This window comes from Lujinxingia vulgaris, assembly GCF_007997015.1.
Taxonomy (GTDB): domain Bacteria; phylum Myxococcota_A; class Bradymonadia; order Bradymonadales; family Bradymonadaceae; genus Lujinxingia; species Lujinxingia vulgaris.
On the sequence record NZ_VOSM01000001.1, the window covers coordinates 851,475 to 871,887 of the forward strand.

Genomic DNA, 20,413 nt, shown 5'->3' on the forward strand with positions numbered 1-20,413 from the left:
CCGAGAATCATCCACTCGGCTCAAAAAGTCAGGGGCAAATCACAAGGTCGAGCAGCTCATCGCCGCGACCGTACTGTTCATCCTCCGGGTAGCCAGTGCCCTCGAGGATGTCAATCAGTTGCTGGCGGATGTCGGCATAAGTCTCATCGCGACGATCGCCGGCCGAGGGGCTGTCCTGGACACACAGAAACTTCGATGTGCCGCAGGTGGGGAAGGTTTCACAATATTCGTTTCGCGCGGCGGCTTCTTGCAGGGCGGCGTCGCCGAAGTAGACCTGGCCGTCGATGAGGCTCAGGCGCACGTCGTCGGCATCACTCTCGATCACCGCCCGATACGGGTCGTTGCCTTCGCGTCCGAAGACGACGATGTCGGCGGCGTAGCCGGGCTCAAGCTGCCCCACGCTATGCTCCAGGCCCACGGCGATGGCGCCGTCCCAGGTGGCCATCTCCCAGATGCGCTGTGGGGTGAGCGCGTCGATCTCTTGCTCCTGTCCGTAGCGATAAGCCACGCGCATCTCAGCGAGCATGTCGAACTCCCCGGAGACGGTCCAGTCAGGGCCGAGCGCGGTGATGATGCCTAAGTCGAGGATGGACTCGATGTCGGCGGTCACCCCGTAGAGTGCGAGGTTGCTCGAAGGCGACCACACGATCTTGGAGTCCGTCATGTAGGCTTCTTCAAGCTCGGCGTCGGTGAGCGCCACCGAGTGAATGAGCATCGCGGTGCCATTGTAGAGCAGGGAGGTGCCGGCGTGGCGGTTGTCGCGGGTGTCGCGGCCGGCAAAGGAGCTAAATTCGAGTTCGATGTTGTCGCCGCTGATGCCCTCGGCCATATGCACGGCCAGGCGAGTTTTGGGCTCATCCGGGTCGTTGAAGCTCTCGATGTAGCTCTGGGCGTCGGCATCGGTGATGTCGCGTGGCGAGCCGATGGTGGTGCGCATGTGGTTGTAGCCCAGGCCGTGGTAGTGGTCGGCGTTGCGGGTGCCCCAGTCGACGCAGCGTTGCTGAAAAGACTGCCCCATCACCGTGGTGGTGCCGTGAATCACCGAACGCAGCTCACCCCATTTGGCAGCCGGGCAGTAGTGGGTGCCGGTGCTGCGTCGGTTGGCGTAAGGCGCGACGTGGGCCTCGTAGGCGGGATCTTCGGCCCACTGGTAGCGGTTGCCGAAGAAGCCGACATCGCCGGGGATCCAGGGCATCAGGAAGTTGTAGGGGAGGTGGTTATGAGCGTCGACCAGCCCCGGTGAGATCACCCCGTGGGTGTTTATCACCGTGACCGTGGCCGCGCCTGGCTCGCCGGAGCAATCATCGGCGACGCAGGTGATGGCGCCGCCTTCGATCAGTACCTCGCCATCTTCAATGGGACCGTCCAGGGTGAGGACGGTGCCGCGGAGCAAAAAGCCACCGGCGCCCACGCGCTCAACTTCGGCGGGAGGAGAAGGTTGGGAGGCGTCTTCGTCGACCGGGCCGGTATCTTCGTCGACATCCGTGTCGGGATCTTCGCCGACGTCGGCGTCAGGCTGGCCGATGTCAGGTTGGCCGGCGTCGGGGGTGGTGATGGGCGGGTCGGCGCTGGAGCAGGCCGCGCTCAGAGCGACGACAAAAACAAGGCTAAAGCGCAACAGGTATCGCGAAGATCGCATGGTCTCTCCCGTGAAAGTCGGCGCCAGTGTAGCGACTTCGCCCTCCAGGTGAAACGATCTTCGCCAGTTCGTCACAATCCGACCTGCCGGGGCATGGGCTGACCGGTGAGTCGGTTGAGGATCTGCGGTGCGCGTGGCATGTTGGGCAGACGCGGTGTCGGCCGGTCTCGGTCGATCCTCTGGCGAGCAACCCCGGGCAGAGAAGATGGCCATCGAAAACAAGCAGCGAGCGCGAAAGCGCAAGAAGAGCAGCGCTTCGGCGACCAAGGTGTTTGCGGGGCGCTACGCCTACAAAAAGCCGCTGGGCCGGGGGGCGGGCGGGTCGGTCTATCTGGCCGAAGATCTGCGTGAGGGCGAGCGCGAGGTGGCGCTCAAGGTGCTCTCGGCCGATGCCTACAACAGCGTGCAGGGGAAGATGCTGCGCCGTGAGTTTGAGATCCTCTCCAAACTCGCGCACCCCAACCTTGTGCGGGTCTTCGACTACGGCAGCCTCCCGGACGGTGGCGTGTACCTGGCCGAGGAGTACATCGACGGGTTCAGTCTGCAGGATGCGCGCGCGCTGCTGGAGCCTGCGGCGCTCATCGATATCACCCTGCAACTTCTGCAGGGCTTAAGTTACCTGCATGCGATGGGCATGATTCACCGCGATATTAAGCCGGCCAACGTGATGTTGCTCTGGCTCGATGACGCCTCGGCGCTGCCGATGGCCAAGCTGGTGGACTTTGGCCTCTCCAGCATGGATCCCAAGCGCGACACGCTGCGCGGGGGCACGCGCTCCTACATGGCGCCCGAGGTTATTCGTGGGGAGAAGGGCGAGCAGCGCTCCGATCTCTACAGCCTGGGGGTGACGCTTTATTACGCGTTGTGCGGGGTACTTCCCTTTGGGCCGCGCAGCAAAGATGATCCGCCGCCTACCGAGGAGGATTTTCGGCCGCCGGAGCCGCATCGACTCAACGCGGAGGTTCCGCTGGAGCTGAGCCGCTTTACGATGGCGCTTTTGCGCCAGCTTCCCGACGTGGACTATGCCGACGCTGGCGAGGCGCTGCAGGCTCTGGCGCAGGATACAGGCGTGCTTGAGCAGTGGTCGGCGGGGCGGATGGCCAACTCGCTGGATGTGGCCGCCACGCCGGTGATTCGCGGCTACTTTGAGCGCGGGATTCTGGCGCGCCGTATCGATGAAGATGATCTTTTGCTGGAGTGGCTCTCGACCAATGAGAGCGAGGCCATGGGCCAGCTCTACCTGATCCGCGGTGCGGAGGGAGCGGGGAAGTCGCGCTTGCTTCATGATGTGCAGGCGTCCTCGAAGTTGGGCGGGCACGTGGTGCTCGAGAGCACCTGTTATGAGGGCATGGGCGCCTATGCGCTGCTGACCGATCTGGTGACGCAGACGATGGAGCTTGCGCTCAGCCAGGATCAGCTGGGGCTTGAGCCCTACCGCCCGGCGTTGCAGGCCCGGCACCTGATGACGGCGTTGGGCATTGTGACCGCTGGCGAGCGGGTGCAGCCCTTTGTAGAGCAGGCCTGGATGCGGGCGGCCCTGGAAGAAGCCGTAGGGTTGCTCAAGCCGCAGCAGCTGGTCTTCTTTATCGATGAGCTGCACCTGGCCGATGAGGCCAGCCTGGAGGTGATCGAAGACTGGTTCCGCGCGGTGAAAGTTCGAAACCGCCCCGACATCGTCGCCGCGCTCACCGAGGGGGAGGTGTGCACCCGGCTGCAAAAAGGGCAGGGCGTGCAGCTTTTGCCCATCGAAGGGGTGGTGCGCGAAGACGTGGCCGACTTCTTCGGGGAGCAGCTCGCCATCAGCGGGCTCTCGGATGTGTGGATCGAAGATGTGAACCGGGCTGCCCGCGGTCGGCCGGCCTATGTTGAGGAGCTGTGCCGCTATCTCATCGACGCCGGCCTGCTCAGGCGGCAGTCCGCCTCGCGCTGGGCTGCGCGCCTCGATGAGGTGGAGGCGCGCGGGGTTCCCGCATCCTTGCGCGAGTCGTTGCGGCGACGCGTGACCGCGGTGGGCGCGGCCGGTCGGGAGTGCCTGGAGTTGCTCTCCTTGATGGAGCGTCCGCTGCTCTGGGAGAGCGCCCGAAAACTTCTGGTCGCCGGTGGGGCGAGCGCCTCGGAGGCCGAGCGCACGCTGCAGACGGTGTTGTGGCGTAACCTCGTCGAGATCGATCTTCTGGCCGGCGGGCGTTTTGTGCGCCTGATCCATGAAGAGCTTGGCGAGGCGGTCTCTGACATGATCAGCCCGGAGTGGCGCCGGGCGCTGCACCGGCGCATCGGGCAGCAGCTCACCCGCGACTGGCGCCGGGGTGCGGCGCGCGCCTCCGAGGCGGCGCATCATCTGGCCGCCGGCGGCAACCTCGATGTGGCCGCGCATTACTTCATTATGGCCGCCGAAGAAGATCGCGCCGACGGCGATAGTGCGCAGGCCTACGCGCTCTTTCAGCGTGCCGATGAGGCGCTCTCCGCCGGCCCGGAGCGCGCGCTGGTGAGCCTGCATCTGGCCAATCTTGCGATCGCGCATTTCGACACAGAGAGCGCGCGGCGCTGGCTCTCGCGCGCCGACGAGGCATCGCGCGCCTGCGACTCGCGCTGGCTGCGCTGGCAGGTGCTTTTTCGCGGCGCCGAGTTGATGCTCTACGTCGGCGACGTGGCGCAGGCCGAGAGATGGCGCGCCCGAATCGACGAGGAGGGTGTCGCCGAGTACGGCGCCGTCGATCTGCTCACGCTGGATGCGCGATTGCTTCTGGGACGCGGCAAGCTGGAGCTTGCCAGTGAAATGTTGCAGCGCTGCGTGGAGCGCGCGTCCAACGGCGTAGTGCGCTACCGTCAGGCCAGCGCGCTGGGCAGCCTCGCCCACGTGCAGATCGTCTGCGGGCAGTCCGCGCTCGGGCTTAAGAGCTACCAGCAGGCCATCGAGATGGCCGACCGTCTCGGTGAGGAGGGGCTGCGCGCTGAGGTGCTTACCGGCTACGGCGCCGACCTGCGTCGCATCGGAAGTCCGGTGGAGTCGCGCGACGCGCTTTTGGAGGCGCTTGACCTGGCGTTGCAATCCGAGCGGGCCTGGGTGGCCATTGAGGCGCTCTTTCAGCTGGCCTGGACGCTGGCCACCCTCGGCAACCGCTCGGACGCACGCCGGCGCGCCTCGGAGGCTTATCGCCTCGCGCAGCAGCTGGGACACCGCGCCTCGGAGGAGAAGATCGCGCTCTTTCTGGGCGGGCTTGTTCTGCGCAGCCGCGCCGAGCAGGAGATTGGCGCCGAGCAGCTTGAACGCGTCGCGCTGGCCTTCGACGCCCGAGAGGATTATAGGGTCGAGCGCGCCGAGCTGCTGATGGCCACCGGCGATCTGATGATCGAGCTGCAGCTGGCCGAGGTCGGCGCGCGTCTTCTGCAACGGGGGCGAAATCAGGCCTTCCGAATGGGGGCCCACGGTCTCCTCCCCAGGCTTTAAGTCGGCGCTGAGCCGCCGGCCACCGCCTCCCAAACCACCTCGAAGTGACAGCGATGAACCAGTCGAAGAGCAAGCGTCTGCGCGTGGGCGATCTGCGCGTGGACTTTCAGTCCGATGAGAGTGAGCTTCGCGCTCAGGCCGCCAAAAAGTTGGGGGTGAGCCCCTCGGACATCGAGGAGGTTGAGATCCTTAAACGCAGCCTCGATGCACGTGGTCGGCCGCGCTACGTCTACAATGTGGAGGTGGCGCTCAGCGGGGCGCGCGCGTTGGGCAAGCTGCCCGAGGGGGTCAAAGAGGCGCCGGCGCCCGGGAGCCTTACGCCCGAGAAGTTCAATCCCCGCAAGAAGGAGCGGGTCATCGTCATCGGCGCCGGCCCCGCCGGGCTCTTCTGCGCCAACCGACTTGCGGACAGCGGCGTGGAGACGATCCTGCTCGACCGCGGGCAACCGGTCGAAGTTCGGGGGCGCGATGTCTCGGCGCTGATGCACCGGGGCGAACTCAAAGAAGACAGCAACATCTGCTTTGGTGAGGGCGGCGCCGGTACCTGGTCGGACGGCAAGCTCTACACGCGCGTCAACGATGTGCGCGTGCGCCATGTGCTTGAGACGATTGTGGCGCTCGGTGGCCCCGAAGAGATCCTCATCAACGGCAAACCGCACCTGGGCACCGACCGCCTGGTCGCGCTCTGCAAAGCCTTCCGCGCCCACCTGATTGGTGAGGGATGTCAGGTGCGTTTCGGGGCTTTTGTCAGCGAACTCATCGTCGAGGAGGAGCGCGGTGAGCGCGTGGTCAAGGGCGTGCGCCTGCGCGACGGGGAGCGCATCGACGCCGACCGCGTCGTGCTGGCCGTGGGTCACTCCGCCCGCGAGATGTACCGCCACCTGGCCGACCTAAAGGTCGCCATGGAGCCCAAACCCTTCGCGGTGGGTTTTCGGGTGGAGCATCGTCAGGAGCTCATCAACAGCATTCAGTACGGCAAGTACGCCGATCTTCCCGATCTTCCGGCGGCCGACTACCGCCTGGCCGAGAACCTGGGCAAAGGCGCAGAACGCCGGGGCATCTACAGCTTCTGCATGTGCCCGGGCGGTCAGGTCGTGCCCTCGCACACCCTTCCGGACGGCATCTGTGTCAACGGCATGAGCCACGCCAGCCGCAAAGGGCACTGGGCCAACTCGGCGCTGGTGGTCAGCGTGCGCCCCGAAGACTTTGGCGCCTTCGGCCCCATCGATGAGCTCGACGACTACGACGGGTTGCTCGCCGGGATGGCCTTTCAGCATGAAGCGGAGCGACGCGCCTACAAACTTGGCGGCGGCGGCTTTGTGGCGCCGGCCCAGCGCGTCAGCGACTTCAAGCAGGGCGTGGCCAGCACCTCGGTGCGCAAGACGACCTACAAGACGGGCATTGCGCCGGCCGATCTTTCGAGCTGCTATCCCGCCTTTGTGATCGACGCGCTGCGCGTGGCGCTGGATGGTTTTGAGCGACGTATGCGCGGGTTTGTGAGCGACGACGCGCTGCTCATCGGCGTGGAGACGCGCACCAGCGCGCCGGTGCAGATCGACCGCGACGCGACCTCCTACCAGTCGACCTCGGTGGCCAGGCTCTACCCCTGCGGCGAGGGCAGCGGCTATGGCGGCGGCATCGTCAGCGCGGCCATTGATGGGTTGAGGGTGGCCGAGACCATCCTGGAGACGCTCAGCGTCTGAGCGCGGTCGGCGGCGCGTGGGAAACTTGCGATCGCGGCGTCAAACTGCGAGGTTAGAGGCCGTGGTCGCCGCCTGAGCGACCGATGACGCGCCTCTGACTCGCCCTATGACGCAGACCTCTGTACCGACCATCTGGATTGTGGACGCGCTCGACGAGCGCGCCGCGGAGATCGCCGAGCTTCTGGCTCCGCTTCACGCGACGTTGCGTCTTTACGCCGACGCGCGAAAGGCGGTCTTCCACGCGCGCCGCTCCGCGCCCGACCTTGTGGTGCTCGGCGTCGAGGAGTGCACGATTCCGTCCGATGAGATCCTGGGCTGGACGCGGCAGTTCAATGAGACGGCGAACATGCCGGTGATTCTCGTCTACCAGGATGGTGAGAGCGCGGAAGTTGTCGATCGTGCGATGGCGCACGGTGCGACCGATGCGCTGGAGCGCGTCCGGCTGCACAAGGAGCTTCTGCGGCGGGTGCGCTGGCGCCTGCCGACATCGCGAAGCGAGAAGGGCCGGCGCGATGAGGCGACGCGATCCTTTGAGTTTTTGGAGCGCGTGATTCACGCCAGCCCCAACGCCATTGTGGCTGCGCGCCGCACTGGCGAGGTGGTGCTCTTTAACGCGGCGGCTCAGCGGGTGCTCGGCTGGAGCGAGAGCGAGGCGATGGAGCTCAACGTACGTGAGCTTTATCCGCCTCAGGGTGCCGAGCGCATCATGCATATGCTGCGTAGCCGGCAGCATGGCGGGCCGGGGCGCATCGAGTCGCTTCGCGAAGAGGTCGTCGATCGCCATGGCGAGCGCATCCCGGTGGAGATCTCGGCCGCCCTGGTGATGGAGGACGACCTGGAGGTGGCCACCGTGGGCATCTTCACCGATCTTCGCCAGCGTCTGGCCATGGAGGAGCGACTTCAGGAGGCCTTTGAGACCCTTGAGCGCACCCAGCGTCAGGCGGTGATCGCCGAGTTGGCCGGCGCTGCCGCGCACGAACTCAACCAACCTTTGACCAGCCTGATGGGGTATGCGGAGCTCTTGCAACGCCAGGGGCACAGCGCCGAGCAGGCGGAGCGCGCGGTCGATACGATCCACCAGGAGGCGCGTCGTATCAGTGAGATCGTGCGCAAGATCGGGCGTATCACACGCTACAAGACCAAAGAGTACGCGGGGGGAGAGCTGATTGTTGATCTGGATGAAGCAGGACCCTCCGAGGTGGTGCCCACACCCCCCTCGGAGCGAGGAGATGGCCTATGAGTGAGACCGTCGCAGCCGAGATGATCAACTTTGCGCGGGTGCTCGATGAGCTGCGTGAGCCAGTGGCCGTGTGTGACGCCACCGGGCAGCTGATCTATGTCAACCGCCTGGCGCGAGCCTTTCTGGGCATCGCGCAGGGGGCGGCGCTGCCCGGGTTGAACCTCACCCAGCGCGAGACCTTCTCGCAGATGCGCCTGCAGCCCGCTGAAGACGGGCGCGAGGAGTACTTTTTGGGCGGCGTCTCGCTCAAAGGATGTGAGCGCGAGACGGTCTCGGTGAGCCTCGCGCCGATGGGCGATGGCAACTACCGCGTGCTCTTTGAGCCGGAGACCGATGCGCGCCTGGCGCCCATCATCGACCAGATCGATGCGCTGGTGGCGATCTGCGACGGGCGCCGCCAGGTGCGACTGGCCAACGCCGCGCTCACCCGGGTGCTGGGGCTTGCGCCGGGCGAAGATCCCGACTGCGATCTTCTCGACATCTTCGCGCCGGAGGAGCGTCCGCTTTTGAGGGTGGCGGCTTCCCGTGCGCTGGCCGGTGCGACGCCGGAGCCGGTCTCCACGCGCCTGGTCGGCAGCGACCTGCCCGATGGCGGGGAGCTTGTGCAGGTGCGCATCCGCCCGATCGCGCCAGGGGAGGGCGCCCAGCGCCGCCCGATGCGCGGGCTTGTGGTGGTGGTACAACCCAGTCAGTCTTCGCTCGAAGAGCTCAAGCGCCGCTTTGCCCGCGCTGAGGAGCTGATGAGCCTCGGCCAGCTCGCCGCGGGCGTAGCCCACGAGCTCAAGAACCCGCTCACGAGCATCCTCAACTACGCCGACTACCTGCTGCGTAAGTACCGCGGGCAGCTCTTTGACCCGCGCGATGGTGAGCGCCTTCAGCACATCATTGAGGGGGTGGAGCGCATCGATCGTTTTGTACGTGACCTGCTCAATCTGGCCGGGACCGAGGGCGCGACGCTCGAAGAGATCGAACTTCACGGCTGCATTCGCACCGCCGTGGGGCTCTGTGAGGTTCCCCTGGAGCAGCACCAGGTAGAGGTATGCTACGAGCTTGCCGAGTCGCCCCTGGCGCTCCTGGGGCACGCTGGTGGCCTGCAGCAGATCTTTGTGAACCTGATCACCAACGCCGCCCGTGCGATGGACGGGCCGGGCGGGCGGATCGTCATCCGCACCCGCGTCGAAGACGACGAGGCCGTGGTGGAGGTCTCGGATAACGCCTGCGGGATGGCCCCCTCGGTGCTCGACCGGGCGTTTGAGCCTTTCTTTACGACCTCCACCAACGGCAGCGGCTCCGGGCTGGGGCTCTCGCTCGTTGGCCGCATCGTGGAGCAGCACGGGGGCAGCGTCAGCGCCCAGTCTGAGGAGGGCTCGGGCACGACCTTTACGGTGCGTCTTCCCGTTTTACCCACAGCGTGAACTCGTCGTTGATCGCCGGGTGCTCGCTGGCCAGAAAGGCGGTGGTGTTGGTGACTTCCGCGCGCAGCTCCACCCAGCCCTGGCTCTCCGCTCCTGTGAAGCTCGCGCCCCCCAGGCGCAGCCGGGCTCCCTGGCCAACCTCGCGCTCTCCCAGGTACCAGGTCACCGCGTAGCGTCCCGGTGCGTCGCGCCGCGGCACGCGCGCCTCAATGATGCCCGGTGAGATGCGCTCGACCTGAATCGCCTCATTGGGGGTGGGATCGACCCCGGAGTAAAAGCGGCGCACCATCTGCTCGGCGCACACCGGGCAGAAGTCGTCACCGCTGTCTTTCATCATGCACTCGTAGCTCGGGCGCACGAGAAACTCGCAGTTGTAGGCGCGCTCATAGGCCCCCACAGGGTGTGTGTTGGCCTGATTGGGCGGCGTGGGCAGCGGCGCATCTTCGCTCACCCAGGCCTCCCAGCTTAAGGGCTCGCCCTCATTGAGCTCGTCGATGTTGGCCGGCAGCGGGATGAAGGGCTCATTGAAGAAGCACGGGTCGCCGTCGACCATATACTCATCGCCCAGCATCCCCAGGGTGTGACCGAGCTCGTGCACGACCGTATCCGGGAAGCTCTGGCGGTTGTCGTAGGTGGTCACCAGCGAGACGTAGACGCCGGCAAAGCCCGAGACTTTGCGTGTGTTGGAGAGGAGCACGATCTCGTCGTACTGCGCCAGCGCCGCAGCCTCAAACATCCGGCCCACCTGAATGGGCAGCGCCACCCGATCGGAGACCTCGCCAATGTCGATGTTGAAGATGTCGGCCACCGCCGGGATCACAAAGGTCGTCTCAAAGACGGTGTCCCGAAGGCGCCCCTCGCATTCGGTCTGGCCGAAGCGGCAGTCGTAGCCGGCGCCCGACTCGCTGCTGGGCGTCCAGACGCTGTGCACGTTGAAAAGGTCGCGGTGCTCATTAAATGGCGAGGTCAGCAGGATGCGCTCGGCCACCGCCTGGGCGTCGCCTTCAAAGAGGGCACGCTCCTCTTCGGTGTAGCCGTCGGCCAGGATCACAATGTCCATGCGATCGTCGGCCGGGCCGCTCTCCACGATGGTGTCGACCTCGCCATCGACGCTGTTGGGCTCGGCCTGTTCCAGAAGCTCGTCGATGGGAAAACGCCCCAGCTCAACCCAGCTCCCGTCGGGCTGCGCAAGCTCCAGGATGTAGTCCTGTGCGCCCTCAACGCCGGTGGGAACGCGCGTGGCAAATTGCGTCAGCGGCGGATACTGCGCGCGCACCAGCGCGTAGACCTGGTTGGCGTTGAGGTCGACGGTGGCCTGCTGAGCGAGGAGCAGGTTTAAAAACTCCAGCAGTTGAAAGAGGCTGTTGACCCGCTCCGACCAGATCGAGGTTCCCTGCGCATCTTCGATGCGCGCGCGGGTGATCCAGTGGGTATCGGTATCGTGGGCGTCGTCATCGACAAAGAGTGGTGTATCGACCACCCGGGCGACCTCCACCGAGGGAGGCGATGCGGGGTTGCTCCCCAGGATGGCGTCGAAGATCACCACGCGCGCTTCGCGCGCCTCCGCGCTCAGCTCCACGGTGGCGCCTTCGTCCATGCCCAGCTCTTCGCCGGCCTCCGCGGGGGAGGCGCTGCGCACCTGGAGGGTGGAGCCATCGTCGATATCTTCGACACAGGCGTTGAGCGCCAGGGCGGCGAGGGCGATCAGGGGCCAGCGGTAAAGTCGATGCATGCGCGTTCCGCAGAAGAGGTTGTCCAGGGGGACTACCCGCGCAGGCTAGCGGAGTGTAAGTTAGCGCACAACGTAGGAGCGACGTCGGGCGATGCCCGGACTGAGGAGATGCGATGTGGACCTGGATCACGCTGGGAGTGTTGGTGGTGCTGATCGCCATGGTCGGCTGGTTTGGCTGGCGCCTGGCGAGGATGCGACGCGCCGGTGAGGCGCGCGCCGAGCGCTTAAGCGATCTGCGCACCATCAGCGAGCGCATGGGCATCGACGACCTCTGGGAGAGCTCGGTATTTCAGTCGCATGTCATCGGCATGCGCGGCGAACTCAACGGCTTTCGGGTGCGTGGTGAACTCTGGGAGGACCCCGCCCGGGAGGCCTACCGCCTCTCGGTGCGTTTTCCAAAAGTGTTGCGCCAGCCGATGAAGATCCGTCGCACAGGAAGCAACGGTCGTGTGCTCCCGGGGCGCGGGCTCGTGGCAGTGAGCACCGGCGATGCGGCCTTTGACGCGCGCTTTGCCACCATGGTCAGCGAGGCGGCCAGCGAGAAGATCGACGCGTTGCTCGACGCCAACCTGCGCGAGCGCATGGTGGCGCTCTCCGAGAAGGTCAGCTCGCTGCGGCTGGGAAATCGCTCCCTTTACGTCCTGGCCGATCGCGAGGTGGAGACCTCCGAGATCGACCGCCTGCTGCGCGAGACGCTGCGTGTGGCCGTCTTGCTCTACAACAGCTCGGTGGAGGTCGGGCCGCTGACCGCCGCGAAGTCCACGCAGTATGAGCAGGTCTCGCTCGACATCTTCGGCCGAGATACCGCGCGCGAGCCCGCGATCGATGCTCAGGAAGAAGGGGAGTCGGGGGAGTCTGAGCCCGAGGTCGCCGCCGAAGAGATGGAGTCCGGGGAGCCGCCCGAAGACGAGGGTTCATCATCCGAGGGCGAATCCTCGTCGCGAGGCGACCGGGCATCGGAGCGCTGAGCGGCGGCCACCTCGACCATCGCCGTGCGCAGCTGGCGATCCTGGTGGCGGTAGCCCGCGCGCAGGCAGCTGAGCACGCTTCCGGCGGGAACTTCATCGCTCTGGCGGGTGCCGATGGCCTCATGCCATTGAGGATCAAAAGCCTCACCCGGGGCAGGTTCTACGCGCTCAATCCCGTGACGCTGCAACGCTTGCACAAGCGACCCCCTCGCCAGCTTGAGCCCCTCATACAGCGCCTGCTCTTCTGTGTTCGGGGCACTGTGGCGCAGCCCCTCATCGAGGGCATCGAGGGCAGGGAGGATGTCGCGCACCACCGGGTGATGCGCATACTGCAGCTCCTGGCTGTGCTCGCGGCCCAGCCGTTCCACACGACGGCTATGATCGTCATCGGCCTGCGCCAGCTCGGCGCGGTGGTGGCTCTGCAGCCGGCGCAGCTCGCGGCGGTGGTAGGAAAAAAAGAGGGCCAGCGCCACCAGCGCCACCGCCAGCATGAGTATCATCAGTAGTGCAGTCGTCATCCCTGCAGTCCTTTCAAGGGGTTAGATGCGGTGGGGAGTCTGCACCCGGCACGCGCGTCGGGTCAACGCCGTGCACCGGTGCATTAGGACGTTGACATAAATGCGCGTTGAGGGCACAAACATCGTTGACAGCCCCCCGGGGCAGTGTTAGTTCAAATCCTGCGCTGGCGGCGTAGCCAAGTGGTAAGGCATGGGCCTGCAAAGCCTTGATCACCGGTTCGAATCCGGTCGCCGCCTCTGACAACTAAAGTTGTTATTTAGACCCCGATGAAGGCATCTTCATCGGGGTCTTTTTTGTTTTAAACCTTCGGTCACCGCGGGGAATCGGGTTGCGTTCGACGGGGAAGTGGCGATCATTGGCGGGTGCATTGCCCGGCTTGCGATTTCTTTGACGATCTCAGGGGGGCGGCTTAGGGTGTGGCCCGCAGTCGGCGTAACGATTCGTTGCGTCTCAGGTGTCGAATCAACGACGTGTCAGGAGGCAGCGATGGAGTCTCGTCGCAAAGTGATGATTCTCGATGAAAACATCCTCGACGTGATGGAGGTTGAGCAGAGCCTCCAGGGGGGCGGAGGATATGAGGTGGTGCATCTGGCCACCCCCAACGGAGCGCTCTCGAAGATCGAATACGAGCGCCCGGAGATTTTGTTGATCGACGTGGCGATGAATCGCCTTAACATCGACGACCTGCTCGGGACGCTGCGCGCTTCGGTGGACTACGATGAGATGGTGATCGTGGCCTACAGCGATATGGACGCCGACCGTCTTCAGCAGTTCTGTGTGGACAATGAGATCAACGGCTACTTCTGCAAGTCGATGGATGTCTCGCAGATCGGCGACTTCCTCGATAAGTTTTACGAGTACTGAGCGACGTCTTCTACTTACCTGATCCCTGAATGCGGCGACCGGGGGAGCGAGCAGGCCCGGCGCCTTGAGGAGCGATAGTATGACCGAGGTCATGGACGAGGCATCTTCTGGCGAAGCCGGGCGCGTCTGGATTCTTTCCGACCAGCGAGCGCGCGAGGGCGCCTACGAGGCGGTGGTTCAGGGGCTGAAGGGGCGAGGCGTTGACGCGGAGCTTGTCTCGATAAGCGAGGTGCTGGGCACGGCGGCGCGCGAGGCGTTGGCCGGGGGCGCCGAGCGCCTACTGCGCGGCATTCGGGTGGCCACCCGCGGGCATGCCGGCGACGAGGACTTTATCGGCGCGCTGCGCCGGGCGCGTCCCGATGTGCTGGTGCTCACAAGCCCGCGTTTTGTGCGGGCGCTCAGCGTGATCGAGAGCCTCACCGGGGTGGGCGCGGTACAGGTCGGCCTTGTGCACGAGCATGTGGCCGCGTCGGCCTGGTTTGCCGGCTCGGTGCACGGCTTTGTGGTGCCCGACACCAGGACCGCCGAGGCTTTTGAGGCCGAGGGCGCGGTCGCCGATCGCGTTCAGGTCGCCGGTCCGGTGGTGCGTCTGCAGAGTCTCAACGCGCCGGAGCGCGACGCCACGCGCAGCGAGCTCGGGCTCTCCGAGAGCCTTGTGGTGCTGGTGCGCGCCGAACATATCGATCACGCCACCCTGGAGAAGCTCGTCTTCCAGTGCACCCTGATGGATCGCCAGGCGCGAGTGATCTTCCATCACGGCGGCGACGGGGCCGTGGCTGCGACGCTGCGTCGGGCGGCCGATCAGTACGGTCTTGCGGCCTCGATGTTCGGGCAGGTCGCCGACCTGGAGCGTTATGTGGTGGCCGCCGATATGGTGATCGCCGCTGGCGATGACCCCTACCTGGCCGATGTGATGGTCTGCGGGACGCCGGCGTTGCTCCTGGGCACGAACGAGGGGGCGGACGCTGAGGCCGAAGCCTTGCAGCGCCGCGGTCTGGCCGGGCGCGTGCACGATGTGTTGCGCCTGGGCAGCGAGCTCGACCGCTTTACCGAGCCCCAGCGCCTCAAAGATCTTCGGGAGCACCTTGTGGAGGCGCGCGATGCGCAGGCTAACACCCGGGTGGTCGACGCGCTCATCGCCGCGCTGAAGTCGCGCGAGGCATGGCGTAAGCCGACCACCACCGATGCTCCTCCGGCCGGTGAGCAGGCTCCGGTTGCCGGTCCTTTCGAGAGCATCGGTCGTGGTGGGCCGGCCGGCGATGATCGCTCGAAGAGCGCGACTGGCCCCGCGACCAGCGGGGCGACGGGCGCAGAAAAGGCCGGTGGCGAGGCGGCGGAGAAGGGCGCGCTGGTCGTGCCCCCGCCGCGTGCGAAGCCGCAGGAGCCGCGCGCGACGATCAGCGCGGCGGAGGCCCGCGAGCAGCTCGCGCAGTTGATCTTGAGCGAGCGCGAGTGCGAGCGTCGCCTCGAAGAGCTTGAGAAGCACCAGGAGCGCTGGCGCGGCCGGCTGGAGCTGGCGCGCGAATGGAACGAGCAGGACCTCGAAGAAGAGGCCCGCGCGATTCTGCGCGGTTACCAGGACGAGGCCGGGCCGCTGGTGCAGGAGCTCGCCGACATTCGTCGTCAGAAAGAGAAGCTCAAGAGCGCCGCGCGTGGTGGGGCGCCGCAGACCGGCGATGAGGGTGGGGCGGGCGGCTCCGAGCGCAGCTCCCAGATCGAAGAGCGCTTCCAGCGCATGGAAGTCGACCGCGATCTCAAAGGTCTTAAAGACCGCATCAAACGCGAACTTGGTGAATGACACAGAACGGCTCGAAGACGTCCGGGGCGGCTCGCATCGCAGGCTCGTTTGCGGTCGCCTCGTTGATCGGTGCCTTCTTCCTCTGGCTCGCCGCGCGCGGTCTGCCCCTGGATGATGTGCGCGCCTACCTGGCCGGCGCAGACTACCGCCGGCTGGGCGTGGCGTCGCTGGCCTTTGTGGCCATCTACGCGGTCTGTCACGGCGCGCGCATCTGGCGCTGGAATTACCTGGTGCGCCCGCTGGGAGAGGTCTCCACCTCGATGGTCAACCAGGCCTGTACGCTGGGCTTTACCGCCATTGTGCTCTTTCCCTTGCGACTTGGCGAGTTTGTGCGCCCGGTGGTGCTCTCGCGCAGCTCTCGTCTGCCTGCCTCCGGGCTCCTGGCCACCGCGGTGGTGGAGCGCGTGATGGACGGCCTGATCATCACCGGGCTGCTCTTTCTGGCGCTCTCCACCTACCGCGGCGAGGCGCCCGTGGCGTTTGCCAGGGGCGCGGGGCTGATCTCGCTGATGATCTTTTTGCCGGCGATGATCATGTGCGTCATCGCGTACACGCGCCGCCACTGGGCCGAGGTCATCGTCGAGCAGACTCTGGGGCGCGTATCATCAAAGCTTGCCGCCGGCGTCTCGGGCCTGTTGATGGGTTTTGTGGAGGGGTTTAAGTCCCTGGTCGACGGCCAAAACCTGGGGCGCTTCCTGGCAGCGACCGCACTTTACTGGGGGACCAACGCGCTCTCAATGTGGGCGTTGCTCACCCTGGGCTTCGATCTGGAGGTCAACCTCTGGGAGATGGCCACGGTGATGGCCGTGCTCGTCATCGGTATTATGGTGCCGGCCGGCCCGGCGATGGCCGGCAACTTCGAGTTCTTTATGTCGCAGGGGCTCGGCCTCTTCGTCGATCTCGATGTGAGCCTTCTCGCCGCACAGGTGGCCGTCTTTGCTGTGCTCGTGCACGCGCTACAACTCCTCGTGATTGTTATCCCGGGGGCCTGGGTGATGGCCCGATCGCCATGGCTGTGGCGGCGCGATGCGCGCAGAGAGACGCTTACGGAGCAGGGCGCGGATTGACACGCCTTTGCCACTCCCCTTAGCGTCGAGGAATCCCCGCGCGCGCCTGCGGGTTTAGGGCTCATGAATGCGATGCGGCATCGCCGCCGCCCTGGTCGATTAAGCCCCGAGACGATGTCGTGACTCTGCTCAACGAACGGCAAATCAAGATTCTGGTGCAGGTGGTTGAGCTCTTCAACCGCACCGGTGAGCCTGTGGGCAGCGCGGCGGTCTCGCGCGCGGAGACCATCTCGGTGAGCTCGGCCACCGTCCGAAACGTCATGGCCGAGCTTGAAGGGCTGGGACTTCTTCATCAGCCCCACACCTCGGCCGGCCGCGTGCCCACGGCCAGCGGCATGCGCCTTTACGTCGACCACCTGGTGGCGACCGGCGCGGTGGTCACCGGCCCTCACGCCGACTGGCTGGTGACTCTTTCGGAGCTTGAGGCCGACGATGTGGGCCAGATGGCCCGCAGCGCCGGGTTGCTCGTCAGCCAGATATCCCACCTGACCAGCCTCGTCTCCACCCCTCGCCTCGCTGCTGCGCGACTTCGCGATGTGCAGCTCTCCTGGCTCTCGGAGCATCGCATCCTGGTGGTGCTGATCACCGAAGACGGACGCGTCTTCAACCGGGTGGTTCGGATGGAAGAGGCCGTGGAGCGCAACTCTATTGAGAGGATGCGCAACTACCTCTCCGAGCTGGTCGTCGGCCGAAGCCTCGTGGAAGTGCGACGGCGGGTGCGCCAGGAACTTGCCGCGAGCGAGTCGCGCTACCGCAGTTATGTGCGCCGCGCGCTCTCGCTCAGCCAGCAGGTCCTCGACCTCGCCACCGGTGCCGAACTCTATGTGGAGGGGCAACTCAACGTGCTCGATTTCGGGGAGTTGGCCCACGACATCGCCCGGGTGCGCGAGGTCCTGCGCACGCTCGAAGATAAGGAGCGCGTGCTTGATGTGCTCGACCGCATCTGCGAGGCGCGTAAGGTTCAGACGCTCATCGGCTCGGAGCTGGGGCTGGACCTGGGCGACGACCTCAGCCTGATCGCCTGCGGCTACTATCGCGAGGGTGAACAGGTGGGACTTGTCGGTGTGCTGGGACCGCTTCGCATGAACTACGCCCGGATCATTCCTCTAGTCGAGCATACGGCCCGTATGCTATCGAAAGAGCTTGATGAGCTGAGTTAAACGGCTACAACAACCCTTCCTTTTCAACCTGATCTGGGGCGAGCGCGCGCAGTGGCGCGGCTCGTCCAGCTTGTGTCTCAATGAGGAGCGCGCCTTGACTGAGAACGAGAAGCACGACGAATCGATGGATGAACCCACCGAAGTCAGCACGGATGCAGCGGCGTCCGAAGAACCCGCAGGCCACGAGGAGGAGAGCGAGAGCCTCGATGATGACCTCTTTCTGAGCCCGGACGACGACGAAGATGACGATGAAGAGGTCATTGTCGTGGGCGAAGAAGACTCCGATGCGGACGACGACGATGATGAGGATGATGACGATGACGCGTTGTCGGAGGCCAACGAGGCGCTGAAGTCCGAGTTGGAAGCTGCCCGCACCCAACTCGGGGAAGTCAGCGAAGAGCGCGATGAGCTTAAAAATAAGCTGATGCGTTCGGTGGCCGACCTTGAGAATTACCGTCGTCGCGCCGACCGTGAGAAGGATGACCTGCGCAAGTATGGCATCGACAAGGTCGTCTCCGACCTGATTCCGGCGGTCGACAACCTGGAGCGCGCTCTGCAGCACGCCGAGGGCAAAGAAGACCCCTCCTCGATCGTCGACGGTGTGACGATGGTCTACAAGCAGATCGTCAACGCGCTGGCCAAATACGGTGTGCAGGGGTTTGTGTCGAAGGGCGAGGCATTTGACCCGCAGCGTCACGAGGCCATTCAGCAGGTCGAGACGACTGAATACGACACCGGCACCGTCGTTGAAGAGTACCAGAAGGGCTACTTCCTCCACGACAGACTGCTGCGCCCGGCGCTGGTCGCTGTTGCAAAACGCATCGACGCCCCGCAGACTGAAGACTCCAGCGACGAAGAGCAGGCCGATGTGGCCGGCGAGCCCCAGGGCGACGCCGATGACGGCGCGGCCGCGCAGGACTGAGTCGCAGGCAGGCGAACTTCCTTGAATCTCGGATGAGGCGAGACGCATGGCATATACGATCGGCATCGACTTAGGGACGACCAACAGCTGCGTGTGTGTGATCGCCAATGGCGAACGCATCGTGATTCCCAACGCCGAGGGCACGCGCACCACGCCTTCGGTGGTGGCTTTTACCGACGACGGCCAGCGCATCGTCGGGCAGGTGGCCAAGCGCCAGGCGCAGACCAACCCTGAGAACACGATCTACGCGGTCAAACGGCTTATCGGGCGACGTTTTGATGCGCCCGACGTCGAGCAAGCCAAGCGCAGCTGCGCCTACCCGATCGTGGAAGGCCCCAACGGTGATGCCTGGGTACGCGCCCAGGACAAAGACTACTCGCCGGCCGAGATATCGGCGTTGATCCTCAAAGAGATGAAGTCGGTCGCCGAAGATCATCTTGGCGAGGAGGTCGAAGATGCGGTGATCACGGTGCCCGCGTATTTCAACGATGCTCAGCGTCAGGCGACCAAAGACGCCGGTCGCATCGCCGGGCTCAATGTGCTGCGTATCGTCAACGAGCCCACGGCCGCGGCGCTGGCTTACGGTCTGGCGCGCACCGAGACCAGCGACATGAAGGTGGCCGTCTACGACCTCGGCGGCGGCACCTTCGATATCTCGATTCTGGAGCTCTCCGACGGGGTCTTCAGCGTGCTCTCCACCTCAGGCGATACCTACCTGGGCGGCGAGGACTTCGATAACGCTATCATCGACTGGTTGGCCGACACCTTTGAAGATGAGCATGGCGTGGATCTTCGGGAGGTGTCCATGGCTCTGCAGCGCCTCAAAGAGGATGCCGAGCGGGTCAAGTGCGAGCTTTCGAGCACCGAAGAGGCCGAGATCAACATGCCCTTCATTCATATGAGTGATTCGGGCCCGCTGCACCTGGAAGCCACCCTGACCCGCGAGAAGCTCGAGGAGCTGGTCGACCACCTGGTGGAGCGCTCGCTCGACCCGTGTCGTACCGCGCTACAAGACGCGCAGGTGGGCCGTGAAGAGATCGACGTGGTGCTGCTCGTCGGTGGCATGACGCGCATGCCGCGCGTGCGCAAGCGCGTGGCGCAGTTCTTCAACAAGCGCCCCGACACCTCGGTCAACCCCGATGAGGTTGTGGCCATGGGCGCAGCGGTGCAGGGGAGCATCGTGCGCGGTGAACTCACCGACGTGCTGCTCCTCGACGTCACCCCGCTGACCCTGGGGGTGGAGACGGCCGGTGGGGTGTTTACGCCGATGATTCAGCGAAATACCACCGTGCCCTGCAGCTACAGCGAGGTCTTCAGCACGAGCATCAACAACCAGTCGATGGTGCGCGTACACGTGCTCCAGGGCGAGCGCGCGATGGCCGCCGACAACAAGAGCCTGGCCGTCTTTGAGCTCACCGGGATTCCGCCGGCGCCTCGCGGGGTGCCGCGTATTGAGGTGACCTTCAACATCGATGAGAACGGCATTGTTACCGCCTCGGCCCGCGACCAGGCCACCGGCCGGGAGCAGTCGGTCAACATCGTGGCCGATGGTGGCCTGAGCGATAACGATATCGAGCGGCTCATCGCCGAGGCGCAGGCCAACGAAGAGCAGGATAAGCTCACCAAAGAGCTCACCCAGCGCCGCGTTGAGGCTCAGGGGCTGCTCTACTCCACCGAGCGCAGCCTGGAGGAGTTCGGCAGCATGATGCCCGAGCAGGAGCGCAACGATTTGATGGCGGATATCACCACCATCAAAGAGCTCATTGAAGATGCGACGTTTGAGGAGCTCGACACCATTGTGGCGACCCTGGAAGCCGGCGCGTATCGCCTGGCTGAGCTGATGTACGCCTCGATGGACGACGGCGCCGCCGCGGTTGAAGAATAAGCACCCCGGCTCGCCCAGGGTGAGAATAGTTTGAGGGCCCCGGAGGTTGGCAA

13 protein-coding genes and 1 tRNA gene are annotated in these 20,413 nt (G+C 65.2%); 11 read left to right on the forward strand and 3 right to left on the reverse strand.

The genetic code is table 11. The features are described from left to right. Positions 1-28 precede the first annotated feature (28 nt). Positions 29-1,639 carry an amidohydrolase family protein gene (locus tag FRC98_RS03425; RefSeq protein ID WP_230467226.1) on the reverse strand — a complete coding sequence of 537 codons (1,611 nt, stop codon included), beginning with the start codon at positions 1,637-1,639 and terminating at the stop codon, positions 29-31. 205 nt (positions 1,640-1,844) lie between these two features. Between FRC98_RS03425 and FRC98_RS03430 the strand changes: the two genes are divergently transcribed. The 4 genes from FRC98_RS03430 (at position 1,845) to FRC98_RS03445 (ending at position 9,445) form a co-directional block, all read left to right on the forward strand. Continuing rightward, on the forward strand, positions 1,845-5,087 hold the full coding sequence (locus FRC98_RS03430) for a serine/threonine-protein kinase (protein ID WP_146979886.1): 3,243 nt from the start codon (positions 1,845-1,847) through the stop codon (positions 5,085-5,087). A gap of 53 nt (positions 5,088-5,140) precedes the next feature. Next, positions 5,141-6,790 (forward strand): NAD(P)/FAD-dependent oxidoreductase, encoded by a 1,650-nt coding sequence (locus FRC98_RS03435; protein ID WP_146979887.1) that lies wholly within the window; start codon positions 5,141-5,143, stop codon positions 6,788-6,790. Positions 6,791-6,896: 106 nt separating this feature from the next. Then, entirely contained in the window at positions 6,897-8,030 is a 1,134-nt protein-coding gene (locus tag FRC98_RS03440; protein ID WP_146979888.1) for a PAS domain-containing protein, read from the forward strand. Further along, positions 8,027-9,445, forward strand: coding sequence for a PAS domain-containing sensor histidine kinase (locus FRC98_RS03445; protein ID WP_146979889.1), 1,419 nt, complete (start codon positions 8,027-8,029; stop codon positions 9,443-9,445). Before FRC98_RS03440 ends, FRC98_RS03445 begins: the two co-directional genes overlap by 4 nt. Here FRC98_RS03445 and FRC98_RS03450 read toward each other — a convergent pair. Then, complete coding sequence (locus tag FRC98_RS03450) at positions 9,411-11,177, reverse strand: M64 family metallopeptidase (RefSeq protein ID WP_146979890.1); 1,767 nt, start codon at positions 11,175-11,177, stop codon at positions 9,411-9,413. The two genes, FRC98_RS03445 and FRC98_RS03450, sit on opposite strands and share 35 nt — an antisense overlap. A gap of 829 nt (positions 11,178-12,006) precedes the next feature. Beyond that, complete coding sequence (locus FRC98_RS03455) at positions 12,007-12,663, reverse strand: nucleotide exchange factor GrpE (RefSeq protein ID WP_146979891.1); 657 nt, start codon at positions 12,661-12,663, stop codon at positions 12,007-12,009. Positions 12,664-12,829: 166 nt separating this feature from the next. Here FRC98_RS03455 and FRC98_RS03460 point away from each other — a divergent pair. The 7 genes from FRC98_RS03460 (at position 12,830) to dnaK (ending at position 20,360) form a co-directional block, all read left to right on the forward strand. After that, positions 12,830-12,900, forward strand: a tRNA-Cys gene (locus FRC98_RS03460). A 250-nt stretch (positions 12,901-13,150) separates the two neighbouring features. Next, positions 13,151-13,528 carry a response regulator gene (locus FRC98_RS03465; RefSeq protein WP_146979892.1) on the forward strand — a complete coding sequence of 126 codons (378 nt, stop codon included), beginning with the start codon at positions 13,151-13,153 and terminating at the stop codon, positions 13,526-13,528. A gap of 79 nt (positions 13,529-13,607) precedes the next feature. Further along, positions 13,608-15,326 (forward strand): glycosyltransferase family protein, encoded by a 1,719-nt coding sequence (locus tag FRC98_RS03470; protein WP_146979893.1) that lies wholly within the window; start codon positions 13,608-13,610, stop codon positions 15,324-15,326. Then, positions 15,323-16,393: a lysylphosphatidylglycerol synthase transmembrane domain-containing protein gene (locus tag FRC98_RS03475; protein ID WP_146979894.1), complete on the forward strand. Its 1,071-nt coding sequence runs from the start codon at positions 15,323-15,325 to the stop codon at positions 16,391-16,393. Before FRC98_RS03470 ends, FRC98_RS03475 begins: the two co-directional genes overlap by 4 nt. A gap of 119 nt (positions 16,394-16,512) precedes the next feature. Further along, entirely contained in the window at positions 16,513-17,553 is a 1,041-nt protein-coding gene (hrcA, locus tag FRC98_RS03480) for a heat-inducible transcriptional repressor HrcA (protein ID WP_230467227.1), read from the forward strand. Between the two features lie 94 nt (positions 17,554-17,647). Then, the gene (gene grpE / locus FRC98_RS03485; RefSeq protein WP_146979896.1) at positions 17,648-18,475 is read left to right on the forward strand and encodes a nucleotide exchange factor GrpE; all 828 of its coding nucleotides are present in this window, start codon (positions 17,648-17,650) and stop codon (positions 18,473-18,475) included. A 46-nt stretch (positions 18,476-18,521) separates the two neighbouring features. Continuing rightward, positions 18,522-20,360 carry a molecular chaperone DnaK gene (gene dnaK, locus FRC98_RS03490; protein ID WP_146979897.1) on the forward strand — a complete coding sequence of 613 codons (1,839 nt, stop codon included), beginning with the start codon at positions 18,522-18,524 and terminating at the stop codon, positions 20,358-20,360. Positions 20,361-20,413 lie beyond the last annotated feature (53 nt).